The following is an 18,374-nucleotide window of genomic DNA, read 5'->3' as shown; positions in this document are numbered from 1 at the left end:
TTTTTTCTGCTGGAACAGGCTAGAAGCCCATTTTACAATCTTTGAAATTGTCTTTGGGAACGGGCTAGAAGCCCATTCCACAATCTTTGATTTTTTCTGAGGGAACGGGCTAGAAGCCCATTCCACAATCTTTGGAATTTTCTGGTGGAACAGGCTTCTAGCCTGTTCGTAAAACCAGTTTTTGAGAACCGACAAATCAGCCTAGGCTTTAAACGTTAATACTGGCTTCATTTTAGCGACAATCCCCACAATTTGTGCCTCCACCTGAACGTCAATCACTGGTTGAATTGGCTTGTAAGCGGCCGGTGCTTCTTCGATTCTACGTTCTTCGCGTAAGGTAATGCAATCTACGCCAGTTAATCCCAAAGCTGCTTCAGTTTTGTCAGCACCTTCGCGACTGAGATCGAAACGCGATCGCGCCCTGCCCGCACCGTGAGAAGCCGATCGCAAAAATCGATCGTTTCCCAAACCAATTAGCAAATAAGACGGCGCACCCATCGAACCAGGTACAATTACAGGCTGGCCAGAATGTGCGGGACAAGCGCCTTTGCGAGTCACCCAGCCGTCACCTTCAGCTAAGGTAATATTGTGAGGCAAATCGTAAACTAAAGGAGCTTCGATATCCCCGAAAACTTGTCGCAAACGCAGTCGCAGAAGTTCTGCTAGCAACAAGCGGTTGATAAAACCATAATTGGCGGCCGTTGCTTCCGCTTGTAGGTAGCTGCTCACAAGTTCGGGATTGGCTTCGACAGACAGCGGAAACAGCCCGGATTCAGGGTATTTTAGGGTTTTCGGCCAGGCTTCGCAAGCTCGATCGCGCCACATACCGCCGATGTATTTGCCGACATTTCGCGAACCGGAGTGAATCATAAAAGCGATTTGTCCCGATCGAACTCCCCAAGTATAGGCCGTAGCTCGATCGACCACTTCTTCAACCACTTGAATTTCTACAAAATGATTGCCGCCGCCGATGGTACCTAACCCGCCATCCCTGACAGTGCCGTCATTTGGGACTAATTCTTCGGGTGCCCATTTGACATCGCCATTCATCGAACCGCCTCCGAAAGTGCGATCGCACTCTTGCGCCAACTGCTCGAAATCCGAATTTGCTGCGCTGCCCATTGCCCTATCCAGCATACCATCCAGCCATCCGGGGATGCCGTGTTGGAACATCGCGCGGGCAGTTTTTGCAGTCATGCTGACATCGCGAGTACCGAAGAAATAATCGCCTTTCATCAACTCTACAAATCGATCGCGCTTTCCCAGAAATTGTTCGATCGACAAATCAGCAACGTGTAAGCGCATCCCGCAGTTAATATCGGAACCGACAGCCGCCGGAATCACCATTTTGTCAGTTTGGACGATCGAGCCAATTGCCACTCCCGCATCCCCCGGATGGAAATCTGGAGTAGCGCAGGCGCGACAAACACAACCACCTTGAGGGTGTCGAACATTCGCCAAATTTGCTAACTGTTTCAGCGCCTTTGCTTCCACCGGAAAACCTTCTGGAAGCAAAACTTCTGCTGTTGTGGAACTGGCATCTTGCCAGTTATCTCTTGTAGCAAAAACATTTTCACTGTTTTCTGTTGTGGAACTGGCATCTTGCCAGTTTTCTTTCAGAGAACTATTGAGACAAATCGAGTAGACTTGATTGTCGTAACTCACATCAAGACCTTGCCGAGACAAAGCTCGCAAAAGCCTGTTCAAGTTTTTTGGCTGCTGCATAAATAGTCTGTTGCGGGTTGCAGTGCAACCCCCACAAATTGAAGAGATGTTGTAGTTAGTAAAAGACTTTGGTTCAGCAGCCGCAATCTTTTCAGAGACAAGTTGAAGGCAACTTTTCTAATTATGTCGATCCTGGCACATTATTTTTTATCTGTCAACCGCTTTCTTAGCGATTCTCAATTTTTGTGAGGTACGCGATCGAGTAATTACCAATTACCAATTACCAATTACCAATTACCAATTACCAATTACCCAAGCGTACCGCACTGTTATACCAGAAACGCTACAGATAATATCTAACCGTTGTCACAACCCGACTTTTTTTAGCCAGCAAAGCCGCCTTCAAAAAGAAAGCAGTTTGATTGTGCAGCAGTCCCTCCCACCAATTTTTCGTCACAAAAGCCGGAATAATTAGCGTTAAGAAAACTCCCGGGCGTTGCTCTTCAAACAAAGTCAAAAAGTGAGTTAAAGCCTCACCAACAGAACGGTAAGGCGATTCCAGAATTTCTAGGGGAATGTCAGATTGCAAATCTTGCCAAGCCGCTTGCAGTTTTGCTCTATCTGTCAAACCTATATCTACGTGAACCGCCACAACCTCATCAGCAATTAAACGAGCGTAATCCAAGGCATCAAAAGTTCCCCGGTGCAACTGGCCAACTAACACCACCGCCGGATGTTTCACCAGCTTAACTTTAGGTCTGGGAGGATAAGATATAGGTTCTATTCCCTGAATGCTCAAGCGAGCCGCTACATACCGATAGTGCCGGTGAATTGCTAAAAACAGACTGACTACAATCGGAATAGTGACTACCACAACCCAAGCTCCCAACAGGAATTTTGTCGCAATAATTACAGCCAAAACCCCCGTTGTTGCCACTGCACCAATACCGTTCATCGCAGCACTAGCTTGCCAACCTTTACCTCGCTCCTTAAACCAATGAATCACCATTCCAAATTGGGACAGAGTAAAAGAAGTGAAAACTCCAACCGCATACAGCGGAATTACTGCGGTGGTATCGCCTCGGAAGATGATAATTAACAGAGCCGCGCAGAGGCTGAGCAGATTAATGCCATTAGAATAAACTAGGCGATCGCCCAACAGCGACAACTGCCTCGGCAAAAACCCATCCCGCGCCAAAAAATAACAAAGTCGCGGAAAATCTGCATAACTCGTATTCGCAGCCAACAGCAAAATCAACAGAGTTGCAGCCTGCAAATAGTAATAAAATATGCCGACTCCAAAAATATCTTTTCCTAACACAGAAAGGAGCGTTTCGTTTTCTTTAGGAATCACCTGATAAATATGGGCTAAGTAACTAATGCCCAAAAACATAAATCCCAGAATTACTCCCAAATAAGTTAAAGTTAGGCGTGCATTCTTCCATTCAGGAGGCTTAAAAGCCAACACTCCATCCGATATGGCTTCAACTCCAGTCAGGGCTGTACAGCCCGCCGCAAAGGCGCGCGCGATCAGAAACAATCCCAAAGGTTCCTTAGCTGGAATGTTTTCTAAGGCCGGCAAAACATGACCTGTTGCTTGTTGGAATAAACCCGAACCAATCAAGATAAAAATGCCCACGATAAACCCATAGGTGGGAACCATAAATATCTTGCCAGATTCCCGCAGTCCCCTGAGATTGGCAAACATGATCAGGACAATACAAACTAAGCACAGTTCTACTGTATAGGGCAGCAAGGAGGGAACTGCTGAAGTCAAGGCTGCAATACCAGCGGAAATGCTGACTGTTACGGTGAGGATGTAGTCAATCATCAGCGAAGCTGCTGCGATTAAACCGGGATAAATACCCAAGTTTTCTCGCGCCACAATGTAAGCGCCACCGCCGTTGGGATACGCTTTAATTGTCTGTCGGTAAGACAGCGCCACGATCGCCAACAGTAAAACAATAATTCCCGAAATAGGCAGCGATAAACTTAAACTGCTGCTCCCGGCTAGTAACAGCACCAGCAGAGTTTCTTGAGTAGCGTAGGCCACAGACGAAAGTGCATCGGAAGCAAGAACAGCTAGCCCTGTAGCGTTGCTCAGCCGTTCGTGAACAGATGCGCTGGTGGGCAGAGATTCACCCAGTAAAACCCGCTTGAGCCGAGAATAAGTGTACATTGAAACTCAATATATAGGCGTCCACAAATCATAATGGAGACGGGGACAGTTTTCAGCAATTTTGGGATCACAAGTGGTAATTATCTCTGGCTTGTTGAGTCAGCTTCAGCTTCTGTTCGAGAGCTTGCCAATCTTCGGCTTCGATATCGCCCATCAACTCGTCGAGACTGTCGCGGTAAATAGAGAGCGATCGCAATAATTGCTCTCTATTGTACTTTGCCACCATCACTCCCAGCTCGGGGTTGCCACCCCCTACGCGGCTGGTGTCCCGAAAACCCGAACTCGCCAAATTTTGCGCTAAATTCACAATATCTCGATCGCCCTCTCGATCGCACGCAGCCACCAGCGTCGCGCTAGCCATTATCGGCAAATGAGAAATCCAAGCCACAGCTCGATCGTGTTCTTGAGGGCCGCACCGATAAACCGACGCACCCAACAACCGCGCAATTTCCTCAACCTTCTCCACTGACTGCGCCGGAGTCTGTGCAGTCGGAGTCACCACATAAGGCCGCCCCACAAACAAATCCCTCACCGCCGCCTCAATCCCACTTTCAGCAGTCCCCGCCATCGGGTGTCCCCCAACAAAATTCGGCCACAGAGCTGACACAGCCTCGACTATGGGAGTTTTTACCGAACCGACATCGGTTACAATCGCATCAGGGGAAAGATGGGGAATTAATTTTTGGACGATCGGCTCGATCGCCGATAACGGCGTGCAAATAAAAACCAAATCCGCTGTTGCCATCAAAGACAGGTGTATGCTGGCATCATTGACAACACCTCTTGCGATCGCCCGATCGCAAGTCTGTTGGCGACTCGAAACCCCAACAATATTAAACCCGCGCGATCGTAAATCCAGAGCGATCGAGCCACCAATTAAACCAAGTCCTACGATACCGATATTCATCAGAAAAAATGGGTTTCAAACCCCGTCCTTCGCTTGACGGCTTGACAAGAAAATTTTAGGATTAATAGCAACTTTCGCTTTATAATACAATATGTAGCGAAAGGTCAACTATGTACCTGACTCAAAAGAACCAAATTCGCAATTTAAATAAAGCTGAGTTTTTGGCTCTGCGTGAGTTGTGCCGCCTTAGCAAAAACCTTTACAATGTGGCGTTTTAGGCAGTTGCCAAAATACAGAGGTTTGTCTAGATTTTCTCAGAATTTGACGAAAACCAACAATAATTGTGATAAACTGGGGAAACGCTTGATTAGTGCGGGTTGCTAAAGCTTACTGGGTGTGAAAACCACAAAAAAACACTTGGCTCAAACTGATCCTCAAAAAACCAAATATTTCAAGTCCTCTGCTAATCAAGGCAGTCTCTAACTGGGAAGAGTAAGCCAACCTGAGCAAAAAGGAAAACATATATAGCCTTTTTCAGAAAGATGAGGTATGCCAAGATATGCTGGAACCTTACAGTGTAAAGCTTTTTAGGTCAAGATTTGTCCGCGAATGAATGTGAGAAAGGCTATAGCACTCGCTCTAGGCAAAACATAGACCGCTAAGTTTGATTTACAGATTTCTGTAGGTTTTTAGAAGCGGCTGTTGTCACAAAGTAAACAATTTCCCATAAAGTCCTGGAAAATAGCGTCAAAATCAGGCAGTATATATCAAGAGTAAAAAATATTACCAGCGATGATCAAATATGTCACGCCGCGAAAAGCTTGCGAAATGCTGCAAGTCTCAGAGAAAACTCTTAGAAACTGGGAGCTTGCCGACAAAATATCAGCAATCAGAACCCCCTCCAACCAACGACGCTAGGACATTGACAGCGTTCTCGGAACAGGACACAACCGAGTTATCGCCATCTACGCAAGAGTCAGTAGCTACAAATAACGAGAACACCTCGAACGACAAGTCAGCTACCTCCAAAATATCTACCCGCAAGCCAAAGTCTTTAAAGACATCGGGTGTAGACTCAACTTCAAAAGAAAAGCACTGCTTGCCCTTTTGGGACAAGTCATGTCAGGAAATATCTCAACAATTGTGGTTGGACACCAAGACAGACTCGCAAGGTTTGGTAGCGACCTCATCAAATGGCTCTGCGAGCAAAACAATTGCCAACTCATGGTTCTCAGTAGAAACGAGCTGTCTTGTGAACGAGAAATGGTTGAACATATCCTTGCCATCATCCACGTCTTTAGTTGCCGAATCTACTCCCGGGGTAAATACAAATCTACTATCAAAGAAGATTCGAGTTTACCCAGAAACCAAGCTAGCAGCGAAATGGAGGACTTGGATTGCAGCAAGTAGATGGTGTTACAATCAAGCAATTGCTATCCTGAAAACAGAAAAGATTGGCAAGTACGATCTCAGAAAAAAGATTATGGACTCAGCTCCAATCTGGGTGTCCGAGCAACCTTACAACCCACGACAAATGGCAGTATTCCAAGCTTTTGAGGCACACAAAGCTGCTAAAAAGTCAAAGGGTATCGCCAAATTTAGAAGCCGATTTGACCGTTCCCAGACTATCAGGTTTCAAGTCAGTAACTGGAAGTCTGGGACTTTTTACCCGCAAGCAACCAAAGGATTATCATTTAAAGTATCCGAACCAATTGCAGATGTAATGGAACATGAGCCAACGCTGTCACTAATCAATGGGCAATGGTTTATATGCTATGCAGTTGATACCGCAAAGCCTCTGCAAAACGAAAGCAGTTTAGCTATCGCCTTAGACCCTGGCGTTAGAACGTTTTTGACTGGTTTTGACGGCAGTGATATCTTGGAGGTAGGAAAGAATGATATTGGTCGTATCTACCGACTAGCAAGACATTTAGACAAATTGATGTCAAGAATAGGGCTGCACAAAGGAGGACAATTCAAACGATTGAGGTATTGCTTGAGAAAGTCAGCGACCCAGATTCGGATTCAGATTAAAAACTTAGTCAACGAGTTACACAAGAAGGCTGCTAAATACTTGGTGACCAAGTATAAAATTATTTTCTTGCCGACTTTTGAAACGCAGCAGATGGTAAAAAAGGGGAAACGAAAATTAGCGACAAAAACAGCTAGAGCCCTGGTCACTTTGAGCCATTATAGGTTCAAACAAATGTTGAAGCATCAAGCATCCAAATCTGGTTGTATTGTAGTAGACGTGACCGAAGAATACACATCCAAGACTTGTTCAAAGTGCGGGCATATTCACACTAAATTAGGTGGGTCTAAGAAATTTAAATGTCCAGAATGCGGACACACTCTGGACAGAGATGTAAATGGCGCTTTCAATATTTTATTGAAAGCTTTGAGAGATACCTCCTTGACGGGAGAGCTTGCAGCTTTCACGCGTCTTGCCATACACAGTAAGTTTGGGCTTAGTCCTAGATTTACCGGGTTAAATGTATCTGTAAATATTGGTCGCAAAAGTAAGCAGAATGGTTTTACCGGACTGTCTAGAGGCTGTTTGACACAGCCATTAAGGGTGAAAATCTCTTAAGAATCCCCGTCCGTTTTACGGCGGGGAGTGTCAATAGCAATAAAATGGGGATATTTCGATACGGTGCCGCCCCCATGACAGTCGAGGAACTCCTGAAAAAATATGCCGCCGGAGAAAGAAACTTTGCCGGAATCAACCTGACTGAGGCCAACCTCAGCGGCGTCAACTTGAGCGGAGCCAACCTCACAGGTGCGAATCTGAGTGTAGCAAACCTAAGCGGAGCTAACCTCAGCAAAACCAACCTCACCGGTGCCAAACTCAACATCGCCAGACTCAGCGGCGCCCATCTCGGCGGCGCCAACCTCACCGACGCCGACCTCAACGTCGCCTACCTAGTGCGAGTTGACCTCAAAAAAGCCATACTCACAGGAGCTAAACTGATCAGAGCCGAGCTAATTCGAGCCGAACTCAGCGGAGCCAACCTCAGCGGAGCCAACCTCAGCGGCGCCACACTCACCGAAGCCACGCTCCGAGGAGCCAACCTCACTCAAGCCAACCTTCGAGGCGCTCACCTCAGTGGTGCGTCCTTGACAGAAGCCAACCTCGAACAAGCCAACCTCCAAGGCGCCGATCTCAGCCGAGCCGACCTCAGCGGTGCAGACTTGCGAGGTACCGAACTCCGACAAGCCAACCTCACTCAAGCCATACTCAGCGGAGCCGACCTCAGTGGCGTCAATTTGCGCTGGGCCATCCTCAGCGGCTGCAACCTGCGCTGGGCCGACCTCAGCGAAGCCAAATTGAGCGGCGCCGACCTCAGCCGAGCCGACCTCTGCCACGCCAACTTACTCAATGCCAGTTTAGTTCACGCCGACCTGTCAAACGCCTATCTGATCCGCGCCGACTGGGTGGGAGCCGACTTAACCGGAGCCACCCTAACCGGAGCCAAACTCCACGCAGTTTCGCGGCTCGGCATCAAAACCGAAGGCATGACCTGCAAGTGGGTTGACCTGAGTCCCAACGGCGACCACAGTCAAATTTACTGGTTGAACTCCGGAGGAACCCACGATTTTTTTCACGAAAGCTTGCCCACAGTTAGGATTGTAATTGACTCGCCCTTAGACCAAGGCGCTCATTTTGCCCTAGCTGCAACTTATTACCAAATTGCCCAACAATACCCGAGTTTAAGTCAGCCGCCCACGATCGAAGTCAGTTCCAGGCGCACCGTACTCGCCTTTAAAATGGACAGCGACGATAAATTATTTGCCACCGCTTACGTTGCCATTATTCCTTTTAACGACGGCGCTACAACTCAGAAAAACCTGATAGCTTTGATGAAAATGATTCAATCCCACGATGCAGGCAAACTTAGCGTCAAAGAATCCAAACACGTCCAGTTATGCAGCAAAGCTCTCAACCAAGCTATCAGCAAAGTAGACCAAATCAAAATTTCCAGTTCTTTTCCCAAAATCGGTGAAAGCATCAATTTTTTTCAAATTCCTACACAGATGCTCTTAATCAACTCCCGCGACCAAAGACTCAGCGTATATCACCACCCAGCCTTCGGCAAGCGCCTGATTAAAAAATACGATCCCAGCAACTCCAGCGCAGGCAAGTTAACTGAAAGCACAAAATTGGGTCAAGCTAATATCGCCAGCATTTTGGATTTTATAAAAGGCTTCCACAATATAGATGTCTAGGCATATTGCATGAAGTTACAAAAAATGCTTATTCTATTTTAAAGGTTGGCATAACAAAGCTTTGTTCTACCTAACACATCAGGGAAAGTCAAAAGCATGGACGCGGAAGAACTCATCGCCAAATATGCAGCAGGAGAAAGAGACTTTACTGCCATCCTGCTTTGCGAAGCCAATCTCAGCAGGATCGATCTGAGTGGGGCTAATTTCAGCGAGGCAATCTTGAGCCTCACCAACCTGAGTGGCACCAATCTGTCAAAGGCCAACATGAGAAAAGCTAAACTCAATGTTGCTAGACTCAGCGCTGCCAACCTCAACAAAGCCAACCTCAGTGGCGCTATCCTCAACGTGGCTAACTTGATTCGGGCCGACCTCAGCGAAGCCCAACTCGTCGAAGCTACATTGATCAGAGCCGAGCTGATCCGAGCTGACCTCAGCGGTGCCAACTTGAGCGGTGCCAACTTGAGCGAAGCAGATTTGAGAGAAGCCACCCTGAGAGAAGCCAATCTAGAGCAAGCCGACCTCAGCGGGGCTCACCTGAGAGGCGCTTGTCTGACAGCGGCGAACTTGGAACGGGTTAACTTGCACAGAGCCGACCTCAGCAGGGCAGACTTGCGAGGAGTGAACCTATGCAATGCCGAACTCAGACAAGCTAATCTGTCTCAAGCCAACCTCAGCGGCGCTGACTTGCGAGGCGCTAATCTCCGGTGGGCCGACCTCAGCGGCGCCAACTTGACTGGTGCTGACCTCGATGAAGCGAGATTGAGCGGGGCTAACTTGTACGGGGCAAATTTGAGCAACGTCAACCTGTTGAACGCTACTCTGGTACACGCGGATTTGACTCAAGCCAATTTGACTCACGCAGATTGGGTGGGCGCAGATTTGACGGGGGCGGCCCTGACTGGGGCAAAAATTTACGCGGTGTCGAGGTTTAATCTGAAAGCCGATGATATAACCTGCGATTGGGTGGATCTGAGCCCAAACGGCGATCGCAGTCACATTCAGCGCTTTACCCCAGAAGAATCTCAACGGTTTTTTAATGCTACACCGCCGACAGTGCAAATTATTGTCGATCGACCGCTCGACCCCGACGCTAACTTTGTCCTCGCGGCTACCTACCGCCAAATTGCCAGTCAATACTCGGGTTTGAGCAATCCTCCCAGCATAGAAGTTAATTCGCGGCGCACAATCATATCATTTAGAATAGAGCAGGACGATCAACTATTTCCCACAGCTTTTGTTGCCATTATTCCCTTTAGCGACGCGGCATTTACTCAAAAAAATCTCATTACTCTGATCAAGATGATTCAACCCCAAAACGGCAATAATCTAGGCGTCAGAGTTTCAAATTTGGTAGTGCAATTGAACGTCGCCATGACCAAAACAATTAGAAAAATAGGGGAAATGAAAATGCAGCCGATTCGCCTCGATCGCGAACCGATGTCGAGTTTTTTTCAATCGCCTACCCAAACCATACTGGCAAACTCCAGCGCCGAAACTTTGATGGTTCACTATCACCCAGACTTTGGCAGAAACTTGACCAATTTGCCGGGAGTCAACAAAACCTCGATCGGGCCGGCAATTAAAGCCCAAAGATTTACAACCCCGCCCCTAAATACGGTGATTGAATTTGTCAAAAGCTTTTATCAGCTTGGTGAGTAAATAATATAAATTTATTTATTTTTATATTAATGCCACATAAAAGTTAGTCCATCGCCCTTTCAGCTAGGTAAAAACAATGGAAGCAGAAGAACTTCTCAAGCGATTTGAACTCGTCAAAAGATACACAGAAGGCGACAGAGATTTCACAGGAATCAACCTGAATGAAGCTAATCTCAGTCGCATCAACCTCAGCCAATCAATTTTAAGGCAGGCTAGCTTATTTGTCACCAACATCAGCGGCGCTAACTTGAGCGAAGCTGACTTGAGTGAAGCTAACCTGAATGTGGCTAGACTCAGCAGCACCAATCTCTCGCGGGCAATCTTAAACGGAGCTAGTCTCAACGTAGCAAACTTAGTCAGAGCGGATTTAACGGGAGCTCAATTAATCGGAGCATCTCTGATTAGAGGAGAATTAGTCCGCTGCGAACTTAGCAAGACTAACTTCAGTAACGCTAACATGACTGAAGCAGACTTAAGAGAGGTAAAACTGACCCAGGCTAACCTGTCTGGTGCGAATCTTTCCGGTGCAAATCTTAGAGGTTCTTCAGCAAAAGAAGCTAGCTTTAAAGACGCTAATTTGCACGGCGCCGATTTGATGAAAGCAGAACTTAACGGCGTCAATTTGAGCAATGCCGATCTGAGACAAGCTTCTTTGCAGGAGGTGAATCTCAGCGGTGCTGATTTGAGCGGAGCTAATCTCAAATGGGCGGATTTAAGCGGAGCTAACCTCACTGGCGCCGATCTGAGTGATACTAAATTGAGTGGAGCTAACCTCAGCGGAGCAGATTTAAGAAATGCTAATTTAGCCAATGCTAGTTTGGTTCACGCTGATTTGACAGAAACCAATTTGATTAACGCAGATTGGGTGGGCGCAGATTTGACCGGGGCAACTTTAACTGGGGCAAAAATGTATTTGGTACCCAGATTTGGTATCGTTGCAGATGATATTAATTGCCAGTGGGTTGACATCAGCCCCGCAGGCGATCGCAGTTTGGTGCAACAATTTAATTCGTCGTCTGAAGCGAGAAAGTTTTTAAATCATACGCCGGGGTTAGTGCGAATTGTGGTTGACGCACTTTTAGACCACTCAGCCAACAGCACTTTAGCAACAGCCTATAGCGAAATAGCTAAGCATTACGGAGCCATGAGCCGTCCTCCCAATATTGAAGTCGGCTATCGCCGGACAACTCTGACTTTTAGATTTGATAGCGACGAGCATTTATTGCCAGCAGCTTTTTTAGCGATTGTTCCTTTTAAGGATGCCTTGGAAACTCAGAAAAATGTGGTGGCGGTTGGCAAAACTATCGCAAATCAAAATTTAGAAAAAAAACGGATAATACAGTTATCTAAAGCATTGAATGCAGCAATGGCTAATTTAACTGATGTGAAAAAAATGCTGGAAACAACAATAAATGTCTCTCAGGAAACAAACTTTTTTCAGTCACCTACCCAAACTATTTTAATTAGTTCGGGGCAGGAGAGTTTTACCGTGCAGTCTCATCAGGATTTTGGTCGGCGAAGTGGAAATAATCAGGAGAGTAAATTTAGTTTGGCTGTGGGTCAAAAAGTAGTTGATTTTCTGGCAAGTTTTGATTATCTTGATTGAGAAATATCAACAGTGAAATCGATTGATTGAGGTAGAAGTCCATAATTCGCTGCTCCGCTTTTTGCGATCGCACTCCGAGCCGCGCTGGCCCCACCATTTAACGATGGCGCGGTTGGTGGCGCGGGCTTTGCGCTTGGGGCGCAGCGCTTTGATCCAAACTGGGCTGCCGGCGTCCGCTTACCGACAGCGGTATCGAGTCAGCTATTTGATGCCGATTTTGATGTGGCCGGATCCGGTGATTTTAGTGGCGCCGACACCGCTGCTGGAACATTTGCAGGAGGTGGAAATTCCGCGATTGCAAGAGTGGCTGCAAACTGAGCGCCCGATCGAGATTTATTCCCATAATGCCGCGGGACGAGGGTTGATGCTAGCAGATCCGCAGTCTTGGCTGGCGGCGCGCTTGGCGGGAAATTCGCAACTTCACAACAATATTCCGACAATTATCGACGGTGTGGATGATTTGGAAGTTTGGACGCGACAGCAATTGACGGTGGGTTTGGAACCGGCCCATTGGAATGATTTAATGGAATCTGGCCCAATGCTGGCGGATGCAATTCGAGAAGCGCGGGTGTTGCTAACGCGGGCTGTGTTTCAGCATCCAGCTAAGCCTGATGAGTGCTATTTGCTGGAAACGGCAGAGCAAAATATTTTGCAAGGGCTGTTTGAAACGATCGAGCAAAACCCTGGGATTCCGCCTGCTTGGAGCAATTTTTGGCAGCGGTGGAACACAAACGGGAAACTGCGGTGGGCACAAATTCATCGCTCTGCTGGGTCATTTTCGCTGTTCTGTGCGCCGGTGCAGGTGGCCGAGGTTTTGAGCAAAATTTGGTCTGCTGTGCCTGTGGTGTTGATTGGGGGGGCGGTGGATGTGGAACAGAAGGCTCCGATCTTCCGGCAAATGATGGGATTGCCTGAGTTGACGAGTGTGAAGTTTTCGCCCGATCGACAAAACGAGTTAATTCAACTGTACATTCCGAACTGGCTGCCGCTGCCGAATACGCCGGAATTTCAGGGTGTTTTAATGGAAGAAATTCGGACTTTGCTGTTGATGAGTGCGTCGGTGGCGGGTTTAACGGTGCTGATTGTGGGCGATGTACCGCTGAAGGCTCGGATGGCGGCGATTTTGGCTTCTGAGTTCGGTTCTCGGGTGCAGGTGGAAAAAACCGAGGTGGGCGAGAATGCGATTTTGGTGACTGGATGGGAGTTTTGGCGGGAACATCAGGGGGAGTTGAGGGCGCCTCATTTGCTGGCGATCGCAACTTTGCCGCTACCTTCTTTGGAGAATCCTTTGGTGACGGCGCGTGTGGCTTATTATAAGGAGCAGCGGAGGGATTGGTTTCGGTTGTATTTGTTGCCGGCGGCGTTGAATGAGTTGCAAAGGGCGATCGCGCCGGTGCGAGAACGTCAGGGGGTTGTGGCGATTTTTGACAGCAGGGTGATTCACCGCAGTTACGGACAGCAGATTTTAGCGGCGCTGAGTCCGTTTGCGAGGATTGATTATTTGGATACGACTTGGTTGACGCAGGCTTGAGATGACCTGTTGGCGTATAATTTGGTTGTTATCGAATTGAAATCTAATTTAGTAGACAAAAATTATGGGCGAATCTAAGCGTCGTAAAGAGTCGATCGGCGATGGATATGGTAAAGAAGAGCGTATCTATCCCTGGCTACCAATTACGAAAACTCAAAGCGACGATTTTCTGAAGTGGACATCTCGCGGAAGCTGGGCGGGGATTAGTCTGTTGGTGGCTTGGTGGATTGTGGTGCGGTTTGTTGGGCCTGCGGCGGGTTGGTGGGTGGTTGATTGATGGTGAGGTGCGATCGACAATTGGGCGATCGCACATTGTGTCGAGTTTTCACTCCGAAACCAGCGGCTGATTTTTTAGGGAAATTTTAGTTGCCAATGGGGAGTCAGTATGTTATGATACTTATCTGCGGGCAATTAGCACAGTGGTAGCGCACTTCCTTCACACGGAAGGGGTCACAGGTTCAAATCCTGTATTGCCCATTCAAAATTTATGGTGACTCATTAGACATCTCCAAACAATAAAATATTCTGTCGGAGTGCGAGCCAGGTTGGAGGGTGAAGCATTTGGGAATAAAATTACAGGTTTTCAACATAAATTGTCGCCCAAATGCTTCACCCCTACAGGTATCAAACGGCTTGAGATTATTTATAGAGGTAACTTTATGATCCAAATAATTCTGAACTCAGAACAAGAAAAGTTATTGCAACAACTGTTAGAAACAGGGAAATATACAACCCCAGATCGGGTAATTACTGATGCTTTAAAAGCTTTATCAGAAAAGCAATATCTTAATCAACCTCGGCAAGTAGTAAAAATTCTTTCAGGAAAACCTGCACAAGAGTTACTAGCAGAAAAAATTAAAACGAGCTTGGAACTTAAGAATAATTATCAGCCCGATCCGCACCGACAAGCTTTAGCTGAAGATTTTAGCAACTTATGTGAAGAAACTCAGGCTTTACACGCCGATAGTCCTCTAACTGATGAAGAAATTGCCGAAGAAATTGCAGCTTATCGGAGCGGAGAATGAGAGTTGTTATCGATACTAATATTTTAGTGTCTGCTGCGATCGCTGGAAGAAAACCAGCATCTATTATTACCTGGATTATCAATCAACCTGATTATGAGTGGGTAGTTTCAGAAGAAATTTTAGCAGAGTATCAGGAGGTATTAAGTAGACGAAAAATCAAATTAACAGACGTTCAGAAAGAAAGATGGTTTGATTTGATTCAGGATTCAACCAAACTGATTGATGTCTCTATTGAAATTGATTTTCCTAGAGATCAAAAAGATGCTAAGTTTATTGCTTGTGCGCTCTCTGCTAATGCTGATTTTTTAATTACAGGCGATCGCGATTTTACAGAAGTTCAGAGTTTAGAGAATACATTAATTATTTCTGTTTCTCTGTTTGCAGAATTGATAATTAATTAGAGAATTTTCAACAAAGCCAAAAATGCCGTAGCACGGGCGAGGGCGTCCTGCGATCGCCCAAACCCCCCTTTTCTTTATACTACACATATGCTACAATAACATTGTAGCTCGTGTCTCCGCAGGAGGTTTCCTCGTGACAAACCCCAATCTTCCTCAAAATTTCAACCTAATCGTGCCCGCCGGAACCCAAATTGTCACCAAAATTGAGGTCAAAAACCCCGGCGGCGACCAATCTTGGAAACAAGGCGCAGTAGGTGTGATTGTCAAATCGCCTACGGACAATTCCCACGCATATTTAGTCAAACTCCCAGACGGAACAGAAGTTAGTCTGCGGCGACACGAATTAAGCATTCGCAAACAGTTTCAAAGCGAAGGATTAGACTCAGGAGGAGATTTTCTCGCCGAATACAACCTCTATGATTCTGTAATTTACCGCTGCATTGTTGGTTCGAGAGCCTACGGTTTGGATAACGAGCAATCTGATACAGATAGACGCGGGATTTACCAGCCGCCGGCAATTCTTCATTGGTCGCTTTATGGCATTCCAGAACAATTGGAAAATAAGGAAGATCAAGAATGCTATTGGGAACTGCAAAAGTTTCTGGTTTTGGCTCTAAAAGCTAATCCCAATGTACTCGAATGTTTGTACACGCCTTTGGTAGAAACTGTTTCTCCTGTAGCGGCAGAATTGCTGGAAATTCGCGAAATCTTTCTGTCGCAACTGGTTTATCAAACTTACAATAGTTACGTTTTGTCGCAGTTTAAAAAGATGGAGCAAGACCTCCGCAATACTGGGGAAATTCGCTGGAAGCACGCGATGCACTTGATTCGCTTGCTCTTGTCAGGAATTACGGTGCTGAAGGAGGGTTTTGTGCCTGTGAGAGTGCAGGATTATCGATCGCAATTGCTATCAATCCGCAATCAGGAAATCTCCTGGGATGAGGTGAATCGCTGGCGGTTGAGCTTGCACGTAGAGTTCGATCGCGCTTTTGCTGAAACTAAGTTACCGGAACGTCCTAATTACGAGCAGGCTAATCTGTTTTTGATTAAATCGCGTCAAAGTGCGATCGGAAGTTGATTTATAATTCGGCGATTGAAATCGCTTCTACACAAACAAAGTCCGCCTCCGCGGACTGAAAGAATTGATGATTTTTATGTGTGAATTTTGAAAAATTATGGTAGAATACATCTCCGAATTAGTCAAGATTATCTCCGATCGACCTTACCCGCTGCTGTTTGCGACTGTCAGCGGATCGCACTTATACGGTTTTCCTTCCGCAGATTCCGACTTCGACTTGCGGGGAGTTCATATCTTACCGCTACCAAAAGTAATCGGACTGATTTCTGGAGACGAAACAATCGAAGTTTCGGAAGTTCGGGAGAAAATGGAACTGGATTTAGTCACTCACGATATTAAGAAGTTTCTGGAGTTGCTGTTGAAGCGCAACGGCTACGTGTTGGAGCAACTGTATTCGCCACTTATAGTTTACAGTAGCGAGGAACATCAGGAGTTAAAGGAGCTCGCCTCGAACTGCATTACCAAGCACCACAGCCACCACTATCTGGGTTTTGCTCAAACTCAATGGCGATTGTTTGAGAAACAAAGCCCGCGTCGGGTGAAGCCGTTGCTGTACGTTTACCGGGTGTTGCTGGCGGGGATTCATTTGATGCAAACGGGGCAAGTTGAGGCGAATTTGGTTAAACTTAATGACAAGTTCCAGTTACCGTATATTCCCGATTTGATTGCTCGCAAGCTGGCTGGGGCGGAAAAGTCGGTTCTGGAGGATACAGATATTGCATTTTATCACCAGGAGCGCGATCGGCTAATCAATGTATTAGAAGATGCAAGTTTTACCAGTCATTTACCGTCAAATCCTAATGCAAAGGTTGCTCTTAATGATTTTCTGGTAAAGGTGAGAATGGCATCTTTGAATTAAGCTGTTTCATATCTCATTGTCAGAATTAAGACGGGCGGGACGCGTATCCCACTCATGGTTGGGGAAGGTTTAATTAGTTGGTGGGGGACGGGCGGGACGCCCATTCCACTCATGGTTGGGGAAGGTTTAATGATTCGGTGGCGAGAGACTGTAATTGAGTGCAATCGAATCGGCGCGAAGCATGGCGTCAGCCCGATCGCAAATTCATAAAATGAGATACAGTAAAAGTATTGTCCAACCCTTGCACCATCAGAGGTCACAATGCAAATCACCTTGAGTCCGGATCAAACCCAAGTCCTTGAAGCTTTAGTAAAGCACGGTCAATATTCCTCTCTTGAAGAAGCAATTAACACAGCCTTGCTGTTATTAATTGACGACCTTACTTTATCCGATAGCAGCAACAACCCAAACTATTTAGCTTGGGTTGAAGAAACTCGGAAGAAAATCGATATAGCACGAGAACAGGCGCAACGCGGTGAGTTGCTCAATGCAGATGATGTATTAGCTCAACTTAGAGATAAGGTGAAAAAAGCTAGAGAAGTAATAGTATGAATCGCTTGCTAATTACAATAGAGGCGATCGCTTTCAACTGCTCATCTACCTGAGAAAAGCGATATCTAACTGCCTCCGTTGCCGCGACTACGCAACTGATCTAATAGATACTGCCAGATTTGCTCAATTCTTTCTTCAATTTGTTCTATCCGGCGTTCCACAGCCATAAAGTTAGCTTTGAATTCAGCAACGTCGATGGCAAAAATTTCTGATATTTTGGTAACAGCAGAAGTTAGGGCGTCGGTTCTTTCTGTTAACAAGTTAATTTTTCCTGTTAACAGGCTGATTTGCTGCTGGGATTCCTGCTGTTGTACGGCTATCTGATTAATGCGATCGGTTAACTGCTGTTGCGATTCCGCTAACTGCTGTTGCGACTCCGCTAACTGCTGTTGCGATGCGCCAAACTGGTTAATGCGATCGGCAAACTGTTGTTGCGATCGCGCGGTTTGTTCAAGAATAGCCTCAATTCGGTCTAGGCGATCGGTCATTTGCTTATTTCCTCAGTTTTTGCTGCTTTACTCCGCTTGGGCTTTGACTTTGGCGAGGTTTCGTTTTTAGATGGGCTCTTATTGCTGATTTCTGGGGTGTTTTCTGCAAGCCAGTTTTCTACGAGTTCCAATAAAACCTGGTTCATAGAAGCATTTTGGTAAGCACAAACCCATCGAAAGCGCGATCGCAAATCGTCATCGCAGTAAAAGCAGAGCTTGACTGGCTTATCTTTATCGGTATCGTTCATAACCTGTAC

Annotated in this window: 18 protein-coding genes and 1 tRNA gene; 13 read left to right on the top strand and 6 right to left on the bottom strand. The window is 46.5% G+C overall.

Annotated elements, in window-relative coordinates; translation table 11 throughout:
* The 4 genes from JGK14_RS26245 to JGK14_RS26230 all read right to left on the bottom strand — a co-directional run.
* On the bottom strand, positions 1–195 hold a 195-nt coding region (locus JGK14_RS26245), incomplete at its 3' end, for a hypothetical protein (protein WP_293198306.1).
* Between the two features lie 6 nt (positions 196–201).
* On the bottom strand, positions 202–1,725 hold the full coding sequence (locus JGK14_RS26240; protein WP_293313433.1) for an RtcB family protein: 1,524 nt from the start codon (positions 1,723–1,725) through the stop codon (positions 202–204).
* A gap of 283 nt (positions 1,726–2,008) precedes the next feature.
* Positions 2,009–3,844, bottom strand: a complete 1,836-nt coding sequence (locus tag JGK14_RS26235; protein WP_293207773.1) for an APC family permease — start codon at positions 3,842–3,844, stop codon at positions 2,009–2,011.
* Between the two features lie 67 nt (positions 3,845–3,911).
* Entirely contained in the window at positions 3,912–4,751 is an 840-nt protein-coding gene (locus tag JGK14_RS26230; RefSeq protein WP_293185103.1) for a prephenate/arogenate dehydrogenase, read from the bottom strand.
* Between the two features lie 732 nt (positions 4,752–5,483).
* Here JGK14_RS26230 and JGK14_RS26225 point away from each other — a divergent pair.
* The 13 genes from JGK14_RS26225 to JGK14_RS26160 all read left to right on the top strand — a co-directional run bounded on the left by JGK14_RS26225 (position 5,484) and on the right by JGK14_RS26160 (position 17,629).
* Positions 5,484–5,609 carry a MerR family DNA-binding transcriptional regulator gene (locus JGK14_RS26225; protein WP_325315668.1) on the top strand — a complete coding sequence of 42 codons (126 nt, stop codon included), beginning with the start codon at positions 5,484–5,486 and terminating at the stop codon, positions 5,607–5,609.
* A complete protein-coding gene (locus JGK14_RS26215) occupies positions 5,560–7,281 on the top strand; it encodes an RNA-guided endonuclease InsQ/TnpB family protein (protein WP_442921483.1) in 1,722 nt (573 codons plus the stop codon). Before JGK14_RS26225 ends, JGK14_RS26215 begins: the two co-directional genes overlap by 50 nt.
* A gap of 74 nt (positions 7,282–7,355) precedes the next feature.
* Entirely contained in the window at positions 7,356–8,918 is a 1,563-nt protein-coding gene (locus JGK14_RS26210; protein WP_293185121.1) for a pentapeptide repeat-containing protein, read from the top strand.
* A gap of 96 nt (positions 8,919–9,014) precedes the next feature.
* The gene (locus JGK14_RS26205) at positions 9,015–10,577 is read left to right on the top strand and encodes a pentapeptide repeat-containing protein (RefSeq protein ID WP_293185102.1); all 1,563 of its coding nucleotides are present in this window, start codon (positions 9,015–9,017) and stop codon (positions 10,575–10,577) included.
* 76 nt (positions 10,578–10,653) lie between these two features.
* Positions 10,654–12,183 carry a pentapeptide repeat-containing protein gene (locus JGK14_RS26200; RefSeq protein WP_293207771.1) on the top strand — a complete coding sequence of 510 codons (1,530 nt, stop codon included), beginning with the start codon at positions 10,654–10,656 and terminating at the stop codon, positions 12,181–12,183.
* Positions 12,184–12,205: 22 nt separating this feature from the next.
* Positions 12,206–13,714: a helicase C-terminal domain-containing protein gene (locus JGK14_RS26195; protein ID WP_325315667.1), complete on the top strand. Its 1,509-nt coding sequence runs from the start codon at positions 12,206–12,208 to the stop codon at positions 13,712–13,714.
* A gap of 64 nt (positions 13,715–13,778) precedes the next feature.
* Positions 13,779–13,991: a DUF2839 domain-containing protein gene (locus tag JGK14_RS26190; protein ID WP_325315666.1), complete on the top strand. Its 213-nt coding sequence runs from the start codon at positions 13,779–13,781 to the stop codon at positions 13,989–13,991.
* Positions 13,992–14,119: 128 nt separating this feature from the next.
* A tRNA-Val gene (locus JGK14_RS26185) sits at positions 14,120–14,191 on the top strand.
* Positions 14,192–14,373: 182 nt separating this feature from the next.
* A complete protein-coding gene (locus JGK14_RS26180; protein ID WP_293207769.1) occupies positions 14,374–14,739 on the top strand; it encodes a hypothetical protein in 366 nt (121 codons plus the stop codon).
* Positions 14,736–15,140: a putative toxin-antitoxin system toxin component, PIN family gene (locus tag JGK14_RS26175; protein WP_293220406.1), complete on the top strand. Its 405-nt coding sequence runs from the start codon at positions 14,736–14,738 to the stop codon at positions 15,138–15,140. Before JGK14_RS26180 ends, JGK14_RS26175 begins: the two co-directional genes overlap by 4 nt.
* Positions 15,141–15,273: 133 nt before the next feature.
* A complete protein-coding gene (locus JGK14_RS26170) occupies positions 15,274–16,218 on the top strand; it encodes a nucleotidyltransferase domain-containing protein (protein ID WP_325315665.1) in 945 nt (314 codons plus the stop codon).
* 97 nt (positions 16,219–16,315) lie between these two features.
* Entirely contained in the window at positions 16,316–17,077 is a 762-nt protein-coding gene (locus JGK14_RS26165) for a nucleotidyltransferase domain-containing protein (protein ID WP_325315664.1), read from the top strand.
* A 261-nt stretch (positions 17,078–17,338) separates the two neighbouring features.
* Positions 17,339–17,629: a hypothetical protein gene (locus JGK14_RS26160; protein ID WP_293220395.1), complete on the top strand. Its 291-nt coding sequence runs from the start codon at positions 17,339–17,341 to the stop codon at positions 17,627–17,629.
* Positions 17,630–17,694: 65 nt separating this feature from the next.
* On the opposite strand, the gene JGK14_RS26155 is transcribed toward JGK14_RS26160, so the two are convergent.
* Together JGK14_RS26155 and JGK14_RS26150 are read right to left on the bottom strand one after the other, a co-directional pair.
* Complete coding sequence (locus JGK14_RS26155) at positions 17,695–18,117, bottom strand: hypothetical protein (RefSeq protein WP_293185088.1); 423 nt, start codon at positions 18,115–18,117, stop codon at positions 17,695–17,697.
* Positions 18,114–18,365, bottom strand: coding sequence for a plasmid partition protein ParG (locus JGK14_RS26150; protein WP_293185086.1), 252 nt, complete (start codon positions 18,363–18,365; stop codon positions 18,114–18,116). The genes JGK14_RS26155 and JGK14_RS26150 overlap by 4 nt, the downstream gene beginning before the upstream one ends.
* Positions 18,366–18,374 lie beyond the last annotated feature (9 nt).

Origin of the sequence: Microcoleus sp. PH2017_28_MFU_U_A (genome assembly GCF_020738035.1) — a bacterium.
In the GTDB taxonomy this organism is placed as follows: Bacteria; Cyanobacteriota; Cyanobacteriia; order Cyanobacteriales; family Microcoleaceae; genus Microcoleus.
This window is presented reverse-complemented; position numbering and strand designations above follow the sequence as displayed.